This window comes from Portibacter lacus, from assembly GCF_021533215.1.
GTDB lineage: Bacteria > Bacteroidota > Bacteroidia > Chitinophagales > Saprospiraceae > Portibacter > Portibacter lacus.
The window spans coordinates 392,822-414,909 of record NZ_JAJNKA010000004.1 but is presented as its reverse complement, the minus strand read 5'-3'; the positions used below and the strand labels follow the sequence as shown (position 1 = coordinate 414,909).

Below are 22,088 nucleotides of genomic sequence, written 5' to 3'. Positions count from 1 at the left end.
ATAAATATAAGGAAGTAATGTTAACTCCATATAAATCTTTGTTTCAAGTTCTGTAGGATGAAGTCAAATTAATATATTCTATCCTAGCAAAATAATATATTTGCACCATGGAAGAGAATCGTTACCTGAAACTATTACAAGCAATTGAAGCTGAGAGAGAAGAGGAAGAGAAGTATTATCTTAAATTAAGAGCTAATGATTCGCGTCAAGAGAAGATTAAATCTGGGATTCTGCTTTACCCATTAAGTCTGGAGCGATCTAATTATACGATAGGAGAGCGTGTAGAAATTGTTTTCTATAGAACAAAGAATAAAGAACAATCACACAAATTTAGAGTAGGATCAGCGTGTGTTTTGCATATAGAAGGTAGAGAAGAAACTTATAAAGCGAGTATAGCCTTTTCTAGGAGAAATGAGTTCAGGGTAATTCTTTCTAGTTCCAATGTAAATTTAGGTGACTTTCCGAAGAATGGGTGGTTTTCATTAGAGTTAAGCTATGATGAAAAGCCTTATAGAGTGATGCGAGATGCGATTAATCAACTACTAAAGACGAAGTCGATTCCACATCAAGAGTTACGAGATGGGGTGAGTAGTTTGAATCCTTTCAAGTACAAGCGTGATGTGGATATTCATTACCATTCAGCATCACTTAATGACGCACAGAATACTGCTGTAAATGAGATCGTAAAAACCGATCGAATTTCTATTATTCATGGTCCTCCAGGAACAGGGAAGACGACTACAATAGTTGCATTAGTGAAAGCGCTTCTGAAAGACGAAAAACGGGTCTTAGTATGTGCACCATCTAATAATGCGGTCGATTTATTGGCTAATCGCTTGGATAAAGCGCAAGTAAAAGTACTTCGACTTGGTAATATTACGCGAATTGATGATAATATCGGTCACTTAACTTTAGATGAAAAATCTAGAAATCATGCGGATTGGTCTCACATTAAAAAAGTAAAAATAGAAGCTGAAGAGGCGAAGAGAATAGCTGGAACGTATAAGCGGAAGTTTGGTTCTGATGAGCGATCTAATCGATCTATGATGTACCAAGAAGCAAAAGAGCTCAGGAAGTGGGCGAGAGATTTAGAAGATCGCTTAGTGGATAATATCGTCATGGACGCAGAAGTTATTGCAGCTACACTTATAGGAATAGAGCATAAAGTGCTAGATGGATTAAATTTCGAAACAGTTATAATTGATGAAGCTTCTCAGGCGTTAGAACCAGAATGCTGGAACGCGATCTTGAGAGCTAAGAGAGTGATACTAGTAGGAGATCACTTGCAATTAGCACCGACGGTTAAGAGTCGAAAAGCAATCGAATTAGGCTTAGAAGATACATTGCTTCACAGATTAGCTGATCACATTGCCCATAGTTTTTTGCTGAATGTTCAGTATAGAATGAATGATAAAATCCTTTCTTTTTCCAATGTGAAATTCTATGAAGATCGATTGATTTCTGGTGAGAAAGTAGCTTCATGGACGTTGCCGAATGACCCAGAACCACTTGTTCTAATAGATACGAGCGGTTGTGGTTTCGATGAAGATTTTAATTATAAGACAAGGTCTCTATCGAATGAAGGAGAATACTTTATACTACGCGAATTTCTCTTAACACAAACGGAGAAAATGGCTGGTTCGAGCATTGGTATAATCAGTCCATACGCCGAACAAGTAAGGTTAATAAGAGCTCAAATTGCTGAAGATGTTGATTTGAAAAAGTGGGATATTCAAGTGGATACGATCGATGGTTTTCAAGGTCAAGAGAAGGATGTTATCTGCATTTCGTTAGTACGTTCGAATACTAATAATGAGATTGGATTTTTGAAGGATGCTAGGCGCTTAAATGTTGCAATGACGAGAGCGAAGAAGAAATTAGTGATGGTAGGTGATTTCGCAACCTTATCAAATAATGAGCTTTTTTCAGATCTGATCAAGCACGTAGAGGAAGTGGGGAATTACAAAAGTGCTTGGGAATTTATGACGTATTGAGTCGTGAGTCTTGAGTCGTGAGTCGTGAGTTGTGCTTTGCAAAGAGAGTAGAAATAAATTTTGTTCAGTTCGGCAACCGGCAACTTAAAAACGGAACTGGAAAACGGCATTCAGAAATGGAATAAAAAAAACTAAATCATTTTTCTATCTTTAGTAGAATTCGAAATCAGAAATTATAAAAGATTATGAAAAAGAAATTAAAGATAATAGGTTGGATAGCACTTGCTTCATTAGTCATAATTCAATTCTTTCCTATAGAAACAACTAATCCAGAGCCAGATCCATTACAAGAAATATTTGCTAAATTCGGAGCAAGTGATGGTTTAATTATAAAAATCAAAGACGCTTGTTATGACTGTCATTCCTATGAAACAGATTATCCTTGGTATACGAGAATACAACCAGTAGGGTGGTGGATGAAAGGACATATTGAGGAAGCGAGAAAACATCTTAATTTTTCGGAATTTGCCACTTATAATGACAAGAAATCGAAGCATAAGTTTGAAGAATGCGTAGAATATGTAGAAGAAAAATGGATGCCTATAAAGTCATTTCAGTTAACACATCCTGAGGCAAGGCTAACTACTGAAGAGCGAGCAGAAATGGTTCATTGGTTTCAGAAATGTGTAAAGAGTTATAATTAAGGAATGAAGTTAGCTAGTTAAGCTATGCAAGAGATTGAATAAATAGGAAAAAAAAGAGGCTTGAACTTTATCAGTACAAGCCTCTAATATTTTATGGTTTATGGTAGATTAATCTACAATAAACTTAACTGTTTTAGTTCCTTCTTCAGTTGCAACTCTTGCAAGGTATGTACCTGAAACATAAGTTGAAACATCTAAAGTAACAACATCTCTTTGTACGTTAGAAAGATTCTGGTAAGAAATTACTTTTCCAGTGATATCAGCAATTGTAATGGTTGCATTAGAGCTGTTCTCTAAGTTTAATTCAACATTAAGTAAGCTTGTCGCTGGGTTAGGGTATACTTTTAAAGCATTACTACTTAATTCTAATTCATCAATAGACGAAGATAACTCAAGTTGTAATCTAAGAATTGGTGCAGATTTAGAACCTGTAAATCCACCAAACCATCCATCAGAATAAAATAAGTCTGTACCTGTATTTACATCTGTAGCAAACAAGTGTAGTGGAGAAGTTGAACCTTGTGTTCCCCAATGAGCAAATAAGGCATATGTTTCACCAGCTTCAAAGATAGGTGTCGTCTCATCTGCTTCATCATTTAAGAAAGGCTCATCTGAAACAATAATATCAGCAGCAGCATCAGCTTCATCTATTGCATCTTGTGAGAATGCTATGAATTCCATAGAAGGATGGCTTATAGTAGCGATGTCTTCTTCATAATTTGTAGTGGAATCAAAACTATCAAGAGGTGTTGTAAGTTTCCATAACCAAAATTCTACTGGACGCCCAATTAGAGGCTCTGAATCAGCTCCTACTTGTCCTACTGCATAATTTATTGAGCTAACCGTGTAGTTTTCCATACAATTAAGTCCAAATTGGTAAAAAACACCTATAGCATAAAAACCACCATCATTCCATGTTCCAATATTTCCTCTTCCATTGTATTCCTTAGAAAATAAGGATTCATCAACGATGAAAAAATGAGAGACTGTGTTATCTGTCCCATTAAAATCATCTAAATTATCTGCATTATAAACAGTATGATCTATTCGGTAAACAATATCATCAAGGCCTTCAGGTGCCCAAGAGTTTACTAGATTTAAAGTGCTATCATTTATGCCTGGAGCGAAATCAGCCAAAACCAAACTATCTGAATAAATTACTGTTCCAGATTCATTTTCTACTACATCTACTCTGTAAACTAAGGTAGTAGCAGTATCTGCACCTATATTTGAAACAACTGTACTAAAAGAGAAAGTATCTACTTCAAAAGCACAAGCAGGAGCAATTGCAGAATGGGGAGTATAAAAAGGACTCGCATTATCATCATTCATAGCTAAATCATTTCCAGGCAATTTAGTTACCGCAACATCATCAATCATCCAGTAGTAGTAATCACCTGTCCAGTTGAATTTAATAACAACTTCGCTTGCACCTCCCGCAACGCTAGAAATATTGATCACTTTAAACTCTGTATTTGAGTTGATTGCAGAAACAGGAAATGAGGTAAATGTTGTACCTCCGTCATTAGATACAAGAACTGACACAGAAGCATCAAAATCTCTAAATTTTTGGTAAAAAGATAACGCAACTGCATCTTCACCTGAAAGATCGATCACTGGTGAAATCAATTCACTTGTCTGTGGTGAAGGCGCAGGTCCAGCACCAAAAGCACCAGCAACACCGCCATTATCTAAAAAGTCAGAATCAAAGTAGGCTGCGCCATTTGCCGCAGAAGGAGATAATATAACCGTGTTATTACCTCCATACGCACCTTCATTTGGTATTGCATCTTCATCCCATACCCATAACGCATTAGCAGTAGAGTCTGCATTTAGAGAAGAAAGAGCAACCACAGTCCAGTCGTTTAGTCCTCCATCGAATTCTCCATTTGGATCTCCAGGACCACCCCAAAGAACATCTTGTGCTGACATACCTAACGATACGCATAGCACTACTAATAAAGTAAGTGTAAATTTACTATTCATATAAAGATTTATTTAATATTAAAAAATTAATAATTTTGTATTAAATTCAAATATAATAACTTTTATATTTATAAATAGTCGACTAGATAACCTTTTTACCGCTATTTCATGTTTTTAGTAACATTTGCAATCATCTTCTTATCGACGACCCCCACACCTGGGATTTTACAGACTGCAGCCCCGCCTAGATTGGCAAGTTGACCTATTTCGCTAATGCTAGCATCTCCATTGGCATAAAGAAGACTGACAAGACTAATCACCGTATCACCAGCTCCACTTACGTCGACTATGGATTGGACACTAGTAGATTCCCAGTGATGATCTTCTTCCGTACTTACGAAAACACCATCTGCGCTTAACGTTAGTAACACCATATCGCAATCCATTTGATCGAAAACCTCTACACACGATTGACGAAGTGCTTTAGATTCGACTTTAACCTCATGACCTAGAAAATTTCTTAATTCCTTCAGATTAGGCTTGAAAATATCTACTCCTTTAAAGTATTCGATATTCTCTTGCTTAGGATCTAGTGCCGTTTTTACTTTATTTTCTTTAGCCCATGCTATAATCGCCTCGATCATCTCAGGACTAAATAATCCTTTATTATAATCTTGCAGAATAATGATGTCAATTGGTCTTTCATGATTCAGAAACTTGACCATTTTGATGATCTTGGTAACAATTTCTGAGTCTATAGGATGTGTATCTTCGTTATCGACCCGAAGAAGATTCTGATTCGAGGCCAAAATTCTGGTTTTGCATGTAGTCCGTCTCGAGTGATCATTCACTAGAAAGGTTTGCATACCTTTCCGATCTTTGGTTAGACCCGTGATGATCTTTCCATAATCGTCATTTCCTATTAGGCCGATTAATGATGTATGAGCTCCAAGACTTTGTGTATTCATCGCAACGTTAGCGGCTCCTCCCAGCCGATGAACTTTTTCAGATAAACTTACCACTGGTACAGGTGCTTCAGGAGAGATTCTCGTCGCACTCCCTAATATGTATTCATCTAACATTACATCTCCTAAAACGAGTACGTGCACATCATCAAATGATAATAACTCATTTATTCGCTCTACATTCATAATTCATTTTTAATGTATCTGATAATATCTCTGGAAGCACTTCCATTTTCTTCAAATATAACAGAATATATTTTTTCAATTTCTAACTGAAAATCTCCTTCTCGTAGTGTATTTACAGCTTCTTCTAAATCATGAACACTGGAAATTACCTTGACAAATCTTTGCTTTGAAAGATACCTAGCTTCAGGAAATTTTTCATATTTAGGCCCGAATATTAGCGGTAACTTATACACAAAAGGTTCTAATATATTATGCAAGCCATGAGTGAATCCACCACCGATATATACCATTGAAGCATATCTGTATGCATCTTTTAATAAGCCTATTTCATCTACGATAAGAATGTCATAACCTGAAAATACAGGAATTGCTTTTATGCTGGAATAGATAATACATTGTTTTCCTAATTGATCTTTAAGCTCGAAGATCTCCTTTTGGTCAATATTATGCGGAAAGATGATAATCCGTTGGTATTCAGTTATATCGTCAAATATTTTAACGATTTCCTCGTGTTCTATCGGGTAACTGCTCCCGAAAACTAAAACTTCTGAATCTCTAGAGAATTCTTCAAATATCTTATTCTCAACGTCCAGCATTTTTTGGTTGTATATACTTTCCACTCTTGTATCTCCTGCCAATGTGATATTCTTAAATCCTTTTTGTTCAAGCAGTGCATACGAGGCAGTGTCTATTAAAAATAAGTGGTCCGTTTTCCTTAGCAGATTCAGAAAAGGTTGTGCCAAATTTCGGAATAAATAATGTTGCTCACGAAGGGCTACAGAAACGAAGATTAAAGGAATTTTAGCAGCTAAAATAATTCTTATAAAATTCCACCAAAATTCGTACTTGATAAATATAATCAAGTCAGGATCAGTCGCTTTTAGGAATTTTCGGGCATTGTTAGAAGTATCAAATGGCATGTAGCAAACGTAATCGGCCACCGTATCGTATTGCTTAGGTTCGTATCCTGAAGGAGAAAAAAAGCTTAGAATGATTTCCATTCCAGACTGGCTTAATTTTTCTATTATCGGCCTTGCTTGTTCGTATTCACCTAAGGAAGCACAATGTATCCAGACCCTTTTTTTTAATTTCGGAGATAAATTAATAGGCTTCGCTCTGCCTCGAACAGCAAGTTTAGATTTTCGATTAAATATGGCATCAATGTGAATACCTATTATAAACAACCGAATAAAAATGACGTAAAGAACTCTAGTCATAGAGTTTCTAATGCTTTAGTGAAAAATATGTTGTGCAATTCATTAACATAGTTTCCCGTCATCATGAAGAATTTTTCATCGAATACATGAAAAAAAACTAATATTGCAAAGATGTTTAATTTAGATTCGTATTCAAATTATAAACGACATCAATCCTGAATACTTCTCAAAATAAATCAAAATCCGGTTCACAACCATGAGTTTTCATATCTATTGAAATCACATTCAGTGAAACTGTGAATGAAAAGGTTAATCCATCAAAACTAATCTCTCACATGACCATCTCCGAAAACATAGTATTTATTTGTTACCAATTGCTCCAGTCCTAGTGGACCTCTATGGTGTAATTTATCAGTACTAATTGCTAGTTCCGCACCGACGCCCATTTGGCCTCCATCCGTAAATCGGGTGGAAGCATTATGATAAACTGCTGCACTGTCCACCTGCTCCATAAATTTTTTGGCAGCTTTCGTCTTTTCAGTCATGATGATAGAGGAATGACCACCTGAATACATATTGATCATCTCTATTGCTTCATCTATAGACTCAACTGCTCCAATCATGGCTTTCATTGACAAAAATTCCTCCTCCCATACTTCTTCTTTTTCGAATGAGTTTCCAGAAGGCACTACATCTGCTAAACTAGAATGCATCGCAAGTTCAACCTTATTGGTCATGAATATCTGCCTTAGGTTTTGAATTTTTGATGAATATTGGTCAATGTTTTTATTAATTAGAATCTTGTCTAAAGCATTGCAAGCTGAAATTTTCTGCGTCTTTGCATTGAGCATCACCTCAATGGTTTTTTCCCATTCCGCATCATCATGTATATACATGAAGTTATTTCCTCGACCACTAATTAGAACTGCACACTTAGCATGTTCCTTCACAAATGCGATGAGTTTCTCGCCACCTCTAGGAACGATCAAGTCAAGTTTTTCTGTCGGAGCAATGAGGAATTCTTGAGTTTGAATACGATTCATGTTCAAGAATGTAATGAGGTCTGTAGGCAGATCATGCTTTTCCAAGGCTTCATGCCAGCATTCCACCAAAACCAAATTAGAATTAATGGCTTCTTTTCCACCTTTTAGAAGGATTTTACTATTAGCCTTGAAGGCAAGCACAGCCGCTTCTATGGTCACATCAGGTCTAGATTCATAGATAATCATGATTGTCCCGAATGGAGCGGTTTTGTTCTGAATCTTTAAGCCATTTTCCAGTTCTATCTCGGAGATTATTTTGTCCACAGGATCTTCTTGATCTTTGACCTCTTTAACGGCCTTAATCATGGTGTCAATTTTATAATCATCTACGATCAGACGATCATACATCGCTCTATCTGTAGGGTCATATAAATCAAGATCTTTTTTGTTAGCTTCGATAATCTTCGCTCTGTTACTGTCCAGAATTTTAATCATCGATTTCAACACCTTATTCTTCTTCTTGCTGGAAATAATCTGCATAGTCAAGTTTCGTTTGTATTCATCCTAAATGGATGGGATTTTGCGATTGCAAATTAAACGTATAAAAAATGAAAGATGGTCTTTATTTTGTTAAAATTCTCTAAAAACAGGATAACGCTTGTATGTTTTTTCGTAATAAGGTGACCGTTTATAGATGTAGTTCAATTGTGCATAACTACTGTTGCTGAATTCTTTATCATTCCTTTTCTTCTCTTCAAAATCTTTTCTAAGTTCCTTATCTTTTTTTAATAAATCTTCTGCTATTTCTTCGAAAACGTAGGATGAGAAATGCTCCTTCGCCATTAAAATGCCATCGAAAAAATTCCAAGCAAAATACGAATCAGGCGCTTGAGGTTCTAACGTAGAAACGATGTACCTGTTTTTTGATTGGTTTGTTCGAATTCTATAATCTCCTTTTCGGATCTTTATTTGCTCTTTTCCGGTAGAAACGGTTACTTGAGAATGGTTATAATGTCCCTCATATGCAGATTTCGGATCTTCGTAGTCTTCTATTCGATAAACCTCTAAGGTCATTTCTTGATCCTCTGTAATTGTTTCAATTTGAACTCCATTCGCTCGCAACCTTTCGATGACATCGGTATACGCTTGTGGAATAATATAAGCCTTAGGTTTACTAACGGTCAATGTTGATTTATAGGTATTGTAAAAAGGCACAGACTTCTCATACGGCTTGCTTCTATCATAGTACATGCGGTCCAGGCCAGTAACCTTGCTCTTTTTTGTTGCAGACTCATAACCCTTGAACATGAGTTGATCTTCTTTTTCAAAATCTAACGTCCAGTTCAGGTCAAATTTTTCTTGAATCCTTGTATTTTCAATTGCTCTATTCCTAACATCTTGTAATGATTGCTTGTTATCTTTAATAAATTCAAGCATGCTAATCATGAATGTGTAGGTACTTTGTACGCGATCCTTGTATGGTTTGAACATATGTGTTTCAGGCATAAAAGAAATGGTGTTATGGAGAGCGGCATATCCAGAAGAATAACGTGGAAGGTCTAGAAATCCTGCAATACCTTCATCAGGCGTGCTTCGACTGTATACATATGGTGTCATTTCATAATCCTTTGACTTCATTTTGCTATATAATTCAGGTAGCATTTCATTCGTCATATACCTTGAAAGATTAGCTTCTAATTTGTCCTTTTGAGTAGCGATTAGCGTTATGATGTATTGATAGTCAGCGCCATTAGAGGTATGATTGTCAATGAATATGTCAGGGTTCCACTTTGTGAATAAGCGGTTCATGCTTTTCGCATTTTCTGAATCTTGCTTAATGAAATCCCTATTTAGATCTAAATTTTTAGCGTTTCCTCTGAAGCCGTAAAGTGCTGGACCGTTTTGATTTGCTCGGCTGTAGGCACCTCTATTCAATGAACCGCCAATGTTATAGACGGGAACAATAACGATAATCGTAGAATCGAGTAAGTCAGATTTGTTTTGAATTAAATCCTTTGCTAACATCATGGAAGCGTCTATTCCGCACGGCTCGCCAGGGTGGATTCCATTGTTAACAAACATGACCGCTTTGTTTTCTTGTATTGCTGCTAAAGGCGTGAATTTCTTAGACTTATCTATGATGACTTCATGTAGCGGATGTCCACTATCGGTCTTCCCGAATGCATTAACTTGGATATAAAGAGAGGTTTTGTCGAGGTATTTATAGTATTCGATCACTTCTTCATAACTGGCGGAATAATTATTATCCTTTTCGAAAGGAGTGAGTGATGGATCTAGGGAGTCGATGAGGCCTTTTGTAATGTTGCACGAAGTAATAGACAGAATTACAAAAAGCAGTAAAAGTTTATGCATGACTTTTTTATGTAAATGTAATTAAAAAACCTTTTGATGCCATTACTTCTTTTGATGACAGCGATTTCTTCTTGATGACAGAGCTTCCTCTTGATGACAGCGCTATCCGCGATGTCATCAATGTTTGCAACGAAAAGCTTTCTCCTAAAAAAATATAACATCTTCTTCTTTCGCGCAGGCCACGTTAAAGATGTCATATTGAGTAAATTCTTGTTAATATACTACCTGATAATAGCGCTTCCTCTTGATGACAGCGCTATCCGCGATGTCATCAATGTTCACAACGAAAACCTTTCTCCTAAAAAAATATAACATCTTCTTCTTTCGCGCAGGCCACGTTAAAGATGTCATATTGAGTACAATCTTGTTAATATTCATTCTAATAATAGCGCTTCCTCTTGATGACAGCGCTATCCGCGATGTCATCAATGTTCACAACGAAAAGCTTGCTCCTAAAAAATATAACATCTTCTTCTTTCGCACAGGCCACGTCAAAGATGTCATATTGAGTAAATCTTGTTAATATTCATTCTAATAATAGCGTTTTCTCTTGATGACAGCGCTATCCGCGATGTCATCAATGTTTGCAACGAAGACCTTTCTCCTAAAAAAATATAACATCTTCTTCTTTCACACAGGCCACGTTAAAGATGTCATATTGAGTAAATCTTGTTAATATCCAAATCAATGTTTCGAATCTATCGCCTTCGGCCACCTATCTGAAAATGAATATGATCATCATGTCTCACTGCCCAGCAGCCAGCACTTCTAACCTTTTCGCTTTGAATACCTAACCTTTCTTTCAAGTGAGTTTCGATATAAATTCTAGAAGTTTCTTGATTTTCCAAAAGTTTATCAATAATCAGTTTTGTATTAACTTCATCGAAAACATAGTCCTTCTTCTTGAAGAACCCAGCATATCGACTAGCATCGTATAACTGATGTCCACTTGACTTACAGATTTCGATCTGATCTGTTTCACCGCTTTTAGGACCCACAAAGTTTCCATAACCAGTAAAGCAAGAACCTTTATTTGTTAACTGACCATCCTTTTTATAAGCGAAACACAGATCTACTTTCCGACCATTACTATGACTAATATGAGGAGGCAGTGGCATTTCTTTAGAAAAAGGAAAAGAAGAATCTAGATAAACTAGTTTCAAATTTTCATTAGCAAGTTGAACTTCATCTGCCGTTTTTAACAGAATAGAAAGCGTTTGCGGAGTGACATAATTTCTATTCAAAAGAGGGTAGAGTAGGTTATGAGGAATCAAGTTCCCCTGTTTCGAATTAGGCATTGGCACTTTGCCATAAATACTTGCAAGCGGCGGCACAACAAAAAGTACTACAATTAAATAAATACCCACAAAGCTGACAAACTTAAAGAAGAAATGCGTTTTAGGTTTTCCAATTGCCCAAAGCAAAAAGACGACAAACCAAACTATGCCTCCTATCTGAGAAATGAGTGATAGGAATATGATTACGAATCCATGGAAAAAGACTATAAATAGCTTTTTAAAAAGTTTTAGCATATCCTTTTAACGAAGTAAAAAATGAAAAAAACATGTTTTGGGATTTAAATTTGAGAGATTGCTTCATTTATAATGGCTTCCTTAGATTGGTCTATATCAATAGTTATAGCATGCAGTGGTTCTTCCAAATCCTTGAATTGCGAATCTAATAAATTTAAAGGCATAAAGTGATCTTCTCGTGCGTTCATTCGATCATGAATGAGTTTAGGAGATCCTTTAAGGTAGACGAAAACGACATTTATGTTTCTTGATAAGATTTCTCTGTAGCTCTCTTTTAAAGCTGAACATGCAAAAACCAAAGCGGTAGATTTTACTATATCTGCACTAAATGCGTTGATTTTTTCTAGCCAGGGTTTCCTGTCTATATCGTTTAATGGCTCACCAGATTCCATTTTAGCTATATTTTCTTTCGGATGAAAATCATCAGCATCATAGAAAGGAAGATCTAAAGACTTAGCAATTCCTTTTGCAATGGTAGACTTTCCAGAACCAGAAACACCCATTACGATGATTAATTTATTCTTTTTCATTTCAGTTCCAATTTATGATTTATTCAATAACTATCCACATCATTTATGGAAGGAGTAAAATATGTAGTTTTTAATTATTGTAAACATATAGTATAAAATCATATGTGTTAGGTTCGAATAAGGAAGAATCCATACTTGCTTTCCAGCCTATGTTTGTGTTGATAACATGAAAGTTATAGTGACTTTCTATTGACCTGAAATCGAGTGTTCTTATAGAATGGACTGTTAGCATGTCATTTCTAAACTTATGAATAGTCGTAAAGGGTTGTCATCAACAAAATTAAATAAGATGATTATTTTAAAAATTGTGGTCATAATTTTAATGGCAGATTTACTAACTGGATTTTTTCACTTCCTTTTAGATCAATACGGTAAGCCGGACGCTAGATTTTTCAAAAATGCAATAAAAATCAATCTAGCACATCATGAGAATCCACGCTTAATGGTGGACCGAACTTACTGGCAATTAACAAAAGACAGCTATTATATAGGAATTGCGCTTTTTGCAATCAGTTTACTCTGGGGATTTCATTGGGAGATTGCGCTACTTCTAATAGTAGGTGCTCAAGCTAATATTTTACACAAATGGGCACATATGAAAAGATCTGAAAAAAGCATCCTGATTCATTTTCTGCAGAAGATTAAAGTTTTACAGAATAAAAGACATCACGGAAACCATCATAGAAAACCCTTCGATAGTTATTTCTGTGTGATGACTAATTTTTGGAATCCAATTTTAGAGCGGATATATTTCTGGGAAGGAATGGTTAGGTTATTAAGGATTTTCGGATTAGAACCCGTGGCAGGAACCAGTATTCGTAATAATGTTTAGACAGAAATAATCTCAGTTCTTCAATTGCTCTTGCTTTTGAAGAACTGAGATTCTTATATTGGATTGTATTTAATTGTTTTCAGGGATCAATTTATAAATGGCACCATCAGCTTCCGTACTTACATAGATATATCCTTCATTATCTAGTCTGACGTTTCTAACTCTTCCGATGTTTTTTAGCATTTGTGTTTCTGACATATCTTCGGCAACTTTTGTAACATATTTGAACCGAAGAGAGCCAACTAGAATTTGATTTTCCCAGCCCGGATATTTGTCAGATTGAATCATATCCATTCCACAAGGAGCAATAGATGGTACCCAATATTTCTCAGAATTAGTCATTCCTTCCATTTCTGTTTTATTGGTAAATGTGGTTCCATTATAATTGATTCCGAATGATACAACTGGCCATCCGTAATTTTCACCTTTTTTAATGATATTTAATTCATCTCCACCTCTAGGGCCATGTTCGTGTTCCCATAAAGTATTGGTTTTAGCATCAAATTTCAGCCCTTGCGGATTTCTATGACCGTATGAATAGATACTTGCAATTGCATTTTCTTTATCAACAAAAGGATTGTCCTCTGGAATGCTTCCGTCCGTGTTGATTCTATGAATTTTACCACAATGATTTTCAAGTGATTGTGGATTGTCATCTCGTTTTCCACGGTCACCTACAGATATGAATAAGTGATTGTCATTGTCAAACTCTAAGCGTCCTCCATAATGATGCTTTGTAGACAAGTAGGGAAGTGCTTCGAAAATTTCTGTTACTTCTTTTAATGATTGACCATCCAGTTGAGCTCGTATAACTGCCGTCGTGTTTTTGCCGTCTTTTGGTTTGGTAAATGAAAGATAAATAAGACTGTTTTGCTCGAAATCTGGATCAAGTTCGATGTCTAATAATCCACCTTGTCCTTCGTTCTGAACTTTTGGTACGCCGGAGATTTCATTTAATGTACCGTCAGCTGTTCGATGAAATAAGGTACCATTGGTATTAGTGATCAGCATTGAATTATCTGGCAAGAACACATATCCCCAAGGCACTTCGATTTCATCTGTGATTAGTTCCAATTTGAATTTAACGCCATCCACCTCAAATAATGAATCTGGATTAAACTTATTATCAAAAGAATACGAATCTCTATTATCAATTCCATTTTTAATGAAGGCTGCCAGTTTGCCGATCTGCTCATCTGGAATAATGCTATCAAAAGAAGGCATACCTAGGTCTTCATAACCAGTTTTGATAGAACTAATTATGGAGTCTATTGCATTGCCATGTTTCCATTTTCTGTCCACGAACATTTCCACTTTTTGACCGTGGCAAGAGGCACAATTAGATGCATAAAGTGTTTTCGCTTCTGCAAATTCGTCAACTTCTACATGAGAAGCTTCCATCGCATTTTCACAGCAAATTGTGAAAACGGTAAGTAATATTAAACTGGTTATGTATTTCATCTTGTGAATATAATTAATGAGTTGGATTAATGAGGATTCGGTCTAGAACTTTTTTAGGAAAAAGTCTTAGGTTGAAATAATGAAGCGTATCAATTCAGCTCAACGATCTCTCGTTCCTCGAGCTCGGTGATCTACACTTCTCTTCAGATCGTCGAGCTTGAAGTGCAACGGAGTGATCGGCAAGCTGGTCGAAGTGAAAACGTAATTTGTTGGCTTCAATAATCTCGCGATCCGCACCTACTTGATAGCCTCACTGAATGTGAGACCATCAGAGGTGCTTCTTTGCCCACAATTTCATGGTATCACCTTCCGTGAGGCTATGAGATTGTGGGAATCCAAACGGGCACGATGATCCGATAAAGATTAAGCATTAAATTCCCCTAATTTTTCGTTATACTTGCATGTACAACTATTAACTATGCCACTATATCACAAACTCGGAAAAATACCACCGAAACGCCACACACAATTCAAAAAACCAAACGGCGAATTCTACTACGAACAGCTTTTCGGAACCATCGGATTCGATGGAATGTCATCGCTTATGTATCATATGCAACGCCCCACTCAAGTCAAGGAAATCCTGAATTCTAAAGACGTTTCCCCGAAGGCAGTTCTTGAAAAAAACATGCGTTCATTGAAGTTAATAGGATTCAATGTAGCTCCTGAAGATGACTTCTTAGACAGCCGAAAAACAATGCTGTTTAACAAAGATTGTCATATTGCATTGGCATCGCCTAAAAAATCAATTACAGACTATTTCTACAAAAATGTCGACGCTGATGAACTTCTTTTTATCCATAAAGGTAGCGGAACGCTTAAGACCATCATGGGGGAAATTCCATTTGAAAACGGAGATTACTTAGTCATCCCAAGAGGCGTGATTTATCAAATTGAATTTGACACAGAGGACAATAGATTATTCATCGTTGAGTCCTTTAAACCCATTTACACCCCTAAAAGATACCGAAACTGGTTTGGTCAACACCTTGAATCATCTCCTTTCTGCGAGCGTGATTTCAAGCTGCCTAAGAATCTTCAGACCTTCGATGAAACAGGTGACTTCTTAATGAAAATCAAAAAGCAAGGCGTCTTGCATGAATTGGTCTACGCTGCACATCCATTTGACGTGATAGGTTGGGATGGATACAATTACGCCTACGGATTTTCGATTCACAATTTTGAACCGATAACGGGGCGTGTACATCAGCCGCCTCCAGTTCACCAGACGTTTGAGACATCTGCATTTGTGGTCTGTTCCTTCTGTCCAAGGCTCTATGACTATCATCCATTGGCTGTGCCAGCTCCGTATAATCACTCTAACATTGATTCTGATGAAGTCTTGTATTATGTAGATGGTGATTTTATGAGTAGAAATGACATTGACCAAGGCTATATAACGCTTCATCCAGCTGGTATTCCACACGGTCCACATCCAGGATCTATGGAACGAAGTATTGGAAAGAAGAAGACAGAGGAATTAGCTGTGATGGTGGATACATTTGCACCGTTAATGGTTACCCAAGAAGCACTAGACATTGACGATGGAAAGTACTATAAAAGCTGGCTTCCTCATTAATTAAAACATCATAATTAAGACTTTTTGGGACTTTGCAACCGTTACTTCGGTTATTCGTCGATAAAATTGGAAAAATCCAAATCTATTTTTATATTTTTAAGTTCACTATAAAATTTACCAATGGCAACTTATACAATTAATGTAAACGGCAAAAAACGAGAAGTCGATGCTGATCCAGATACACCGCTTCTCTGGGTACTACGTGATCACTTAGGACTAGTAGGCACAAAATATGGTTGTGGAGTGGCTTCATGTGGAGCATGTACGATTCATTTAGACGGAAGTGCAGTAAGATCGTGTTCCGTTCCGGTGGGTGCCATTGAAAATCAAAAGATTACATCTATCGAAGGGTTGTCTGAAAAAGGTGATCATCCCGTTCAGTTAGCATGGAAAGAACATGATGTTCCTCAGTGTGGCTATTGCCAAGCTGGTCAGATCATGTCTGCATCAGCACTTTTAAAGAAAAATGCTAATCCCACAGATGATGAAATCATGGGTGCAATGGCTGGAAATATATGCAGATGTGGAACTTATAATAGAATCAATGCAGCAATTAAAACTGCGGTAAAAAATAGCTAATCCTTAAATCAAAGAAAATGAATGTTAAAGTAAATAGACGATCGTTTATACAAGTTTCTTCATTGGTAAGTGGAGGGTTAGTCTTAGGATTTTCTTGGGGCTCTTGCACAAGACCTGAAGAAGTTATTGTAATGCCGAAAGAATGGTTTGACCTCAATGGGTTTTTAAAAATAGGAGACAATGGTTTAGTGACCATCATGTCACCTAATCCTGAAATAGGACAGAATGTTAAGACAGCAATGCCGATGATCATAGCTGAAGAGCTAGATGTAGATTGGAAAAATGTTATTGTTGAACAAGCGCCATTAAATACGGATTTGTTTAATCGTCAAGTTGCAGGTGGATCGCAATCCATAAGACAAGGCTGGACGTCTCTAAGAACTACCGGTGCAACGGCTAAGCAAATGTTGATCAATGCTGCAGCACAAAAATGGGAAGTAGAAGCTTCGACACTTAAGGCTGAAAAAGGGTTTGTTATCAATAGTGCAGGGGAAAAATTAGGATATGGTGAACTCGCATCTATTGCAAGTGGAATGGAAGTGCCCACATCTGAAAGTGTTAAACTGAAAGATCCTAAAGATTTCACTTTAATCGGAACCAATGTTTCTAATGTAGACATCGATAAAATTATAACTGGAAAACCATTATTTGGCATTGACACCAAAAAAGAAGGAATGGTCTATGCTTCGGTTTTACGACCTCCAAGTTTTGGGAATTCCTTAAAATCTGTTAATGATGCGGAAGCACGACAAGTTACTGGTGTTTCGGATGTTGTTCAGTTTGGAGATAAAGTAGCAGTCATAGCTAGCAATAGTTGGGCTGCAATGAAGGGCAAAAAGGCTTTAAAAGCAGAATGGGAAAATGGAGAGACTGAAGATACAGCCTTTCATGATGAGGAAATGATGACGCTACTGAACACGAAAACGGATAAACCTAAGCGTGAGGAAGGAAATGTAGAGAAAGGATTTGCCGAAGCAGATGAAGTAATCGAACGAATATATGAAGCTCCATTTTTGCCTCATAATTGTCTGGAACCCATGAATTTCTACGCTGACGTAAGATCAGACAAAGTAGAATTATTAGGACCAATTCAGACTCCGGCTGGAACAAGAAAGCAAGTGGCTGATTTACTTGAAAGACCTGAAGATGAAGTCTCTGTCGATATGACACGAATGGGAGGTGGCTTCGGAAGGAGGCTTTATGGAGATTTTGCGCTAGAAGCTGCAGAAATATCAGATAAAATTAAAAAGCCAGTTCAAGTGTTGTTTACAAGAGAGGACGACATGACAGCAGGTACCTATAGACCAGCCTCGAAGTATAAGTTTAAGGCAGGAATCAAAGATGGTAGGATGACCTCCTATCATTTAGTCGGGGTCGGATATGATATGTGGGGGAATTGTACTCGACACGATAATTTTCCAGGTGGCGCAGTGGATAACTATTTGGTAGAATCTCATACTCCACATACTAATATAACTACGGGAGCATGGAGAGCACCTATTACTAACTTTTTAGCCTTTGCAGAGCAAGCATTCTTAGATGAAGTTGCTGAAAAATGTGAGAAAGATCCCGTTGAATTCAGATTAGAATTGTTCGAGAAAGCAAAATCAAACCCAGCTGGTAAAGTTGAATATGATGTTGACAAATCAATCGGTGTCATAAAATTAGCAGCAGAAAAATCAAATTGGGGGAAATCTCAAGATGGCGTATATCAGGGATTTAGTACTTACTATTCACACAATACTTATGTTGCTGAAGTTGCTGAAGTTGTGCTTGAAAATGGAAGTCCTAAGGTTCAGAAAGTGACCTGTGCAATAGATTGTGGAATTGTGGTTAATCCTTTGGGAGCGTTGAATCAAGTGGAAGGAGGAGTTGTGGATGGAATAGGGCATGCGATGTACGCAGATTTCTCATTTGAAAATGGTAGAGCTAATCATGAAAATTTCAATACCTTCCGATTAATCAGAAATCCTGAAGCGCCAAAAGTAGAAACGCATTTTGTGGAAAGTTATAATGATCCTACAGGTTTAGGAGAACCGACACTGCCACCTGCTGGAGGAGCAATCGCTAATGCATTTGCTAAGGCAGGAAAAGAAAGGATGTACAAGCAGCCATTCATTCAAGCCAAAGGTTTAATTGGGTAATTTTTAGCAGTTTTTTATAAGGAATCGGTAATAAGAATTATCATTGTCATGTAAAGAATTAAAAAATTTAATAGGACGATTTTATGAGTGAATTAAAGTGGAATACCGCAAAGGAATACGAAGATATTACGTACCGTAAATTAAATGGAGTAGCCAGAATTGCATTTAACAGACCTGAGGTCAGAAATGCTTTTCGTCCTACGACTGTTTTCGAATTATATGAAGCCTTATCGGATGCGAGAGAAGATCGGTCTATTGGAGTCATTCTCATTTCAGGGGAAGGCCCTTCGCCTAAAGATGGTGGATATGCATTCTGTTCTGGTGGAGACCAACGAGTTCGTTCTAAAACTGGATATAAAGGAAAAGACGGAATCAATAGATTGAATATCCTTGAAGTTCAGCGGCTTATCAGGTTCATGAATAAAGTGGTCATCGCTGTTGTTCCAGGATGGGCTGTAGGTGGTGGGCATAGTCTTCATGTGGTGTGTGATCTAACATTGGCAAGTAAAGAGCATGCAATATTCAAGCAGACAGATGCGGATGTGGCGAGTTTCGACGGTGGAATGGGATCAGCCTATCTGGCAAGACAAGTAGGACAGAAAAGAGCACGTGAGATTTTCTTTCTAGGTCGAAATTATTCTGCTCAGGAAGCTTTTGAGATGGGAATGGTCAATGCTGTAATTCCTCATGACGAGTTAGAGGATACCGCATATGAATGGGCACAGACCATAATGAAGAAAAGCCCTACAGCTATTAAAATGATTAAATATGCCTTTAACCTAATTGATGATGGTCTTATCGGTCAGCAAATTTTTGCTGGGGAAGCAACTAGACTCGCGTACATGACGGATGAAGCAGAAGAAGGTCGGAACGCTTTCCTCGAGAAACGAGATCCTGACTTTGATAAATTTCCTAAATTCCCATAAGTATTAGCCCTATTTAGGAATATTACATATAATATTATTAAATGTATAATCTTCTGATTATCTATGTTTTGTAAAATTATGGAAAGTCAATCAACTTGAGTTAGTATTCGACGTTTCCGTTTCGCTTTATTATTCGATGTTAACTTCTCTTGTGTAAGTATATTGATCGTTGTTATAAGTACTGTAATAATAATAGTATAACAAATAGTAATGATAAAGGTCATTATTGATCACATTGCTACCTGGAGTATTTACCGAAGTATCAGTAAACCAATTGTATGAGCCATTGGTATCAGAGCTTTCTATTTTAAATATTTGTTGCACACCGCTGACAGCTAGTTTCGATCTTCGAAATAATGTCATAGAAGTAAACTCATTATTTAAGTCATCACGCATTAATGTCTCCATTTTGGATAAAATTTGTCCATCTTGAAATTGTACACCCTTATGACAGGTATATGAATCAGTGGTATAAACATCACAATTATTGAAGTCATATTCATTGAAAACCTGCTTGAGTGGCGAAGTACTAAGACTTCCATCTGGATTGATGACTAGATTTCGAGCTTGGTTATCGGCATACTGTGGAAGTGTAAGAACTCCATCTTTTATTTGCAAAACGGTTCCTTCTCCTTGTTCAAAAACAGTTAATTGGTCGGTGGAACTATTATAAGAGATATCAAATTTTGTTTCTCCTCCTGACAGAAAACTAGCTTTAGGATTATTGTCATTTAGTATAATTTCTTTGGAAGTTATTGAATTACTTACCTCTAGATCATCATTTATGGTCAGCGTATTTGTAGAAAAATCTCCATAAATTAACGGAGTAGTTGTGCTATTATTGGCAATGAAAAGTTGATTGCTTCCTGCAGAAATCGCACCTGCTTCATAACCTAAGAACACATTGTTAGAGCCATTATTTAGCAATCCCGAATTAAATCCAAGGAATGTATTATTGCTTCCATTCGTCTGAATTTGTCCAGAACCAGCTCCGATCATCGTATTTTTAATTCCTGTTGTAATACCTTCCCCTGTATTTCCGCCTATAAAAGTGTTTCTGCTTCCTGTGCTTAATTGTTTTCCAGCTCTTTTTCCAATGACCGTATTAACGCCAGCTCCACTAGTAGTAGCTGTTCCAGCATCATGGCCTATAAATATATTATTACCACTTAAGTTAAGCCTTGTACCGTCGTAACTAAGTTTATTTGTTGCCCCATTCGCTTGCATAATCACGGAGTCTATAGCACCTTCCGTCAGAAATACTTTCGTATCATTATCAGCATCATTTATATTCTGAAATGATTTCCACCCCTCACCATCATATCCCATAAATTTCGATCCATCCCATTTGATTACTCCTTTTTCGTCATTATTAGTATCGTTCCCTACTTTAATTTTCCCATTTACGTGAAGTGTTTGACTAGGATCTTTTGATCCCATATTAATTCCTGTTCTCCCTAAATCATCTATTGTTAATGAAGGATGTGGATAGTAGTTCTCTCCTATAATTTTACCCCATCCAGTATGAATTTCTGTTTTATGAGGATAAAATAATAAACCCTGATCGAATCGTAGCATGGACGCTGAACTGATTAGTCTGTTGCCATTCTAAATAATACACAATGCTACACTGCTCGTCCATTCGTAGAATTTCCCTAATCCAAAATATCACCCCAAGAGGTGAGGCTGACCATTCACAAAAGAGTGAATATTGTTTAAAAAAAACATGAAAACAATGAATTTGCTCGTACTTGCTCTTGGTTTATTAGTTGGTATTGCATGTACTAAGGATGGAGATAGTGGAGATCCAGAAAATGAGCTTTTAACGAAGCTTGAATCTAAAGCGTCTCAGACGGTATCAGGTAACATTTCAGGAGGTAAGATTTTAGGAACGCTTGACTGGGCTTGGTCTAGTTCCAATGCTTGTTTCGTAGAACCAGCAGAATCCAGATATCAAGGAAAGCACATCTTTTATCAAATCGAATTGCCTACTAATTCCATTATTAAGATCTCATTGATACCTAATGATGCATCCACTGCGATGGGGTTATATGCTTATTCGAAAGCAAGTGGTAATGTTACTTTTCCAGAAGACTTGAACTCTGCCGTGACTTGTGAAGCAGATCCTTCGAATAATAATGGGCGTCAGACGGGTAATCGCTCAGTAGAACTAAATGCGATCAGTAATCCTTATTCGATTATGATCGGCGTGGCAGGTGCTGAAGGCGTGGAAGATGCTGGATTTAAATTAGAAATTGAAATAGAAAGTTAGAATTG

Annotated in this window: 17 protein-coding genes; 8 read left to right on the top strand and 9 right to left on the bottom strand. The window is 36.9% G+C overall.

All coding sequences use genetic code 11. The features are described from left to right. Nucleotides 1-107 precede the first annotated feature (107 nt). Nucleotides 108-1,994, top strand: coding sequence for an AAA domain-containing protein (locus L2586_RS09210; protein WP_235292592.1), 1,887 nt, complete (start codon nucleotides 108-110; stop codon nucleotides 1,992-1,994). A 185-nt stretch (nucleotides 1,995-2,179) separates the two neighbouring features. After that, complete coding sequence (locus L2586_RS09205; RefSeq protein WP_235292591.1) at nucleotides 2,180-2,638, top strand: heme-binding domain-containing protein; 459 nt, start codon at nucleotides 2,180-2,182, stop codon at nucleotides 2,636-2,638. Between the two features lie 108 nt (nucleotides 2,639-2,746). On the opposite strand, the gene L2586_RS09200 is transcribed toward L2586_RS09205, so the two are convergent. The 7 genes from L2586_RS09200 to L2586_RS09170 form a co-directional block, all read right to left on the bottom strand. Further along, nucleotides 2,747-4,624: a T9SS type A sorting domain-containing protein gene (locus tag L2586_RS09200; protein WP_235292590.1), complete on the bottom strand. Its 1,878-nt coding sequence runs from the start codon at nucleotides 4,622-4,624 to the stop codon at nucleotides 2,747-2,749. A gap of 101 nt (nucleotides 4,625-4,725) precedes the next feature. After that, nucleotides 4,726-5,715 carry a bifunctional heptose 7-phosphate kinase/heptose 1-phosphate adenyltransferase gene (locus tag L2586_RS09195; protein WP_235292589.1) on the bottom strand — a complete coding sequence of 330 codons (990 nt, stop codon included), beginning with the start codon at nucleotides 5,713-5,715 and terminating at the stop codon, nucleotides 4,726-4,728. After that, nucleotides 5,712-6,932 (bottom strand): 3-deoxy-D-manno-octulosonic acid transferase, encoded by a 1,221-nt coding sequence (locus L2586_RS09190; protein ID WP_235292588.1) that lies wholly within the window; start codon nucleotides 6,930-6,932, stop codon nucleotides 5,712-5,714. Before L2586_RS09190 ends, L2586_RS09195 begins: the two co-directional genes overlap by 4 nt. Before the next feature lie 263 nt (nucleotides 6,933-7,195). Beyond that, nucleotides 7,196-8,395, bottom strand: a complete 1,200-nt coding sequence (locus tag L2586_RS09185) for a glutamate-5-semialdehyde dehydrogenase (protein ID WP_235292587.1) — start codon at nucleotides 8,393-8,395, stop codon at nucleotides 7,196-7,198. A 90-nt stretch (nucleotides 8,396-8,485) separates the two neighbouring features. Then, a complete protein-coding gene (locus tag L2586_RS09180) occupies nucleotides 8,486-10,228 on the bottom strand; it encodes a M14 family metallopeptidase (protein ID WP_235292586.1) in 1,743 nt (580 codons plus the stop codon). Nucleotides 10,229-10,926: 698 nt separating this feature from the next. Next, nucleotides 10,927-11,760 carry a hypothetical protein gene (locus L2586_RS09175; RefSeq protein ID WP_235292585.1) on the bottom strand — a complete coding sequence of 278 codons (834 nt, stop codon included), beginning with the start codon at nucleotides 11,758-11,760 and terminating at the stop codon, nucleotides 10,927-10,929. Nucleotides 11,761-11,804: 44 nt separating this feature from the next. Continuing rightward, entirely contained in the window at nucleotides 11,805-12,290 is a 486-nt protein-coding gene (locus tag L2586_RS09170; RefSeq protein ID WP_235292584.1) for a gluconokinase, read from the bottom strand. A 289-nt stretch (nucleotides 12,291-12,579) separates the two neighbouring features. On the opposite strand from L2586_RS09170, the gene L2586_RS09165 reads away from it, so the two are divergent. Then, nucleotides 12,580-13,122, top strand: a complete 543-nt coding sequence (locus tag L2586_RS09165) for a fatty acid desaturase family protein (RefSeq protein WP_235292583.1) — start codon at nucleotides 12,580-12,582, stop codon at nucleotides 13,120-13,122. 69 nt (nucleotides 13,123-13,191) lie between these two features. Here the strand turns inward: L2586_RS09165 and L2586_RS09160 are convergent, their stop codons facing one another. Next, nucleotides 13,192-14,583, bottom strand: a complete 1,392-nt coding sequence (locus L2586_RS09160) for a PQQ-dependent sugar dehydrogenase (RefSeq protein WP_235292582.1) — start codon at nucleotides 14,581-14,583, stop codon at nucleotides 13,192-13,194. Nucleotides 14,584-15,001: 418 nt separating this feature from the next. On the opposite strand from L2586_RS09160, the gene L2586_RS09155 reads away from it, so the two are divergent. The 4 genes from L2586_RS09155 (at nucleotide 15,002) to L2586_RS09140 (ending at nucleotide 19,811) form a co-directional block, all read left to right on the top strand. Beyond that, a complete protein-coding gene (locus tag L2586_RS09155) occupies nucleotides 15,002-16,162 on the top strand; it encodes a homogentisate 1,2-dioxygenase (protein WP_235292581.1) in 1,161 nt (386 codons plus the stop codon). A gap of 120 nt (nucleotides 16,163-16,282) precedes the next feature. After that, nucleotides 16,283-16,741: a (2Fe-2S)-binding protein gene (locus L2586_RS09150; protein ID WP_235292580.1), complete on the top strand. Its 459-nt coding sequence runs from the start codon at nucleotides 16,283-16,285 to the stop codon at nucleotides 16,739-16,741. A gap of 17 nt (nucleotides 16,742-16,758) precedes the next feature. After that, nucleotides 16,759-18,885, top strand: coding sequence for a xanthine dehydrogenase family protein molybdopterin-binding subunit (locus L2586_RS09145; RefSeq protein ID WP_235292579.1), 2,127 nt, complete (start codon nucleotides 16,759-16,761; stop codon nucleotides 18,883-18,885). A gap of 83 nt (nucleotides 18,886-18,968) precedes the next feature. Continuing rightward, nucleotides 18,969-19,811, top strand: a complete 843-nt coding sequence (locus tag L2586_RS09140; protein WP_235292578.1) for a 1,4-dihydroxy-2-naphthoyl-CoA synthase — start codon at nucleotides 18,969-18,971, stop codon at nucleotides 19,809-19,811. A 129-nt stretch (nucleotides 19,812-19,940) separates the two neighbouring features. On the opposite strand, the gene L2586_RS09135 is transcribed toward L2586_RS09140, so the two are convergent. Next, nucleotides 19,941-21,389 (bottom strand): autotransporter outer membrane beta-barrel domain-containing protein, encoded by a 1,449-nt coding sequence (locus L2586_RS09135; protein ID WP_235292577.1) that lies wholly within the window; start codon nucleotides 21,387-21,389, stop codon nucleotides 19,941-19,943. Between the two features lie 148 nt (nucleotides 21,390-21,537). Here L2586_RS09135 and L2586_RS09130 point away from each other — a divergent pair, with 148 nt between their 5' ends. Further along, nucleotides 21,538-22,083, top strand: a complete 546-nt coding sequence (locus L2586_RS09130) for a hypothetical protein (RefSeq protein WP_235292576.1) — start codon at nucleotides 21,538-21,540, stop codon at nucleotides 22,081-22,083. Nucleotides 22,084-22,088: the final 5 nt, after the last annotated feature.

Coding starts and splice junctions, on each gene's coding strand:
- L2586_RS09175 (WP_235292585.1), bottom strand. CDS start 11,760: ATGCTAAAACTTTTTAAAAAGCTATTTATAGTCTTTTTCCATGGATTC.
- L2586_RS09155 (WP_235292581.1), top strand. CDS start 15,002: ATGCCACTATATCACAAACTCGGAAAAATACCACCGAAACGCCACACA.
- L2586_RS09165 (WP_235292583.1), top strand. CDS start 12,580: ATGATTATTTTAAAAATTGTGGTCATAATTTTAATGGCAGATTTACTA.
- L2586_RS09190 (WP_235292588.1), bottom strand. CDS start 6,932: ATGACTAGAGTTCTTTACGTCATTTTTATTCGGTTGTTTATAATAGGT.
- L2586_RS09160 (WP_235292582.1), bottom strand. CDS start 14,583: ATGAAATACATAACCAGTTTAATATTACTTACCGTTTTCACAATTTGC.
- L2586_RS09130 (WP_235292576.1), top strand. CDS start 21,538: ATGAAAACAATGAATTTGCTCGTACTTGCTCTTGGTTTATTAGTTGGT.
- L2586_RS09145 (WP_235292579.1), top strand. CDS start 16,759: ATGAATGTTAAAGTAAATAGACGATCGTTTATACAAGTTTCTTCATTG.
- L2586_RS09180 (WP_235292586.1), bottom strand. CDS start 10,228: ATGCATAAACTTTTACTGCTTTTTGTAATTCTGTCTATTACTTCGTGC.
- L2586_RS09200 (WP_235292590.1), bottom strand. CDS start 4,624: ATGAATAGTAAATTTACACTTACTTTATTAGTAGTGCTATGCGTATCG.
- L2586_RS09170 (WP_235292584.1), bottom strand. CDS start 12,290: ATGAAAAAGAATAAATTAATCATCGTAATGGGTGTTTCTGGTTCTGGA.
- L2586_RS09140 (WP_235292578.1), top strand. CDS start 18,969: ATGAGTGAATTAAAGTGGAATACCGCAAAGGAATACGAAGATATTACG.
- L2586_RS09150 (WP_235292580.1), top strand. CDS start 16,283: ATGGCAACTTATACAATTAATGTAAACGGCAAAAAACGAGAAGTCGAT.
- L2586_RS09205 (WP_235292591.1), top strand. CDS start 2,180: ATGAAAAAGAAATTAAAGATAATAGGTTGGATAGCACTTGCTTCATTA.
- L2586_RS09195 (WP_235292589.1), bottom strand. CDS start 5,715: ATGAATGTAGAGCGAATAAATGAGTTATTATCATTTGATGATGTGCAC.
- L2586_RS09135 (WP_235292577.1), bottom strand. CDS start 21,389: ATGCTACGATTCGATCAGGGTTTATTATTTTATCCTCATAAAACAGAA.
- L2586_RS09185 (WP_235292587.1), bottom strand. CDS start 8,395: ATGCAGATTATTTCCAGCAAGAAGAAGAATAAGGTGTTGAAATCGATG.
- L2586_RS09210 (WP_235292592.1), top strand. CDS start 108: ATGGAAGAGAATCGTTACCTGAAACTATTACAAGCAATTGAAGCTGAG.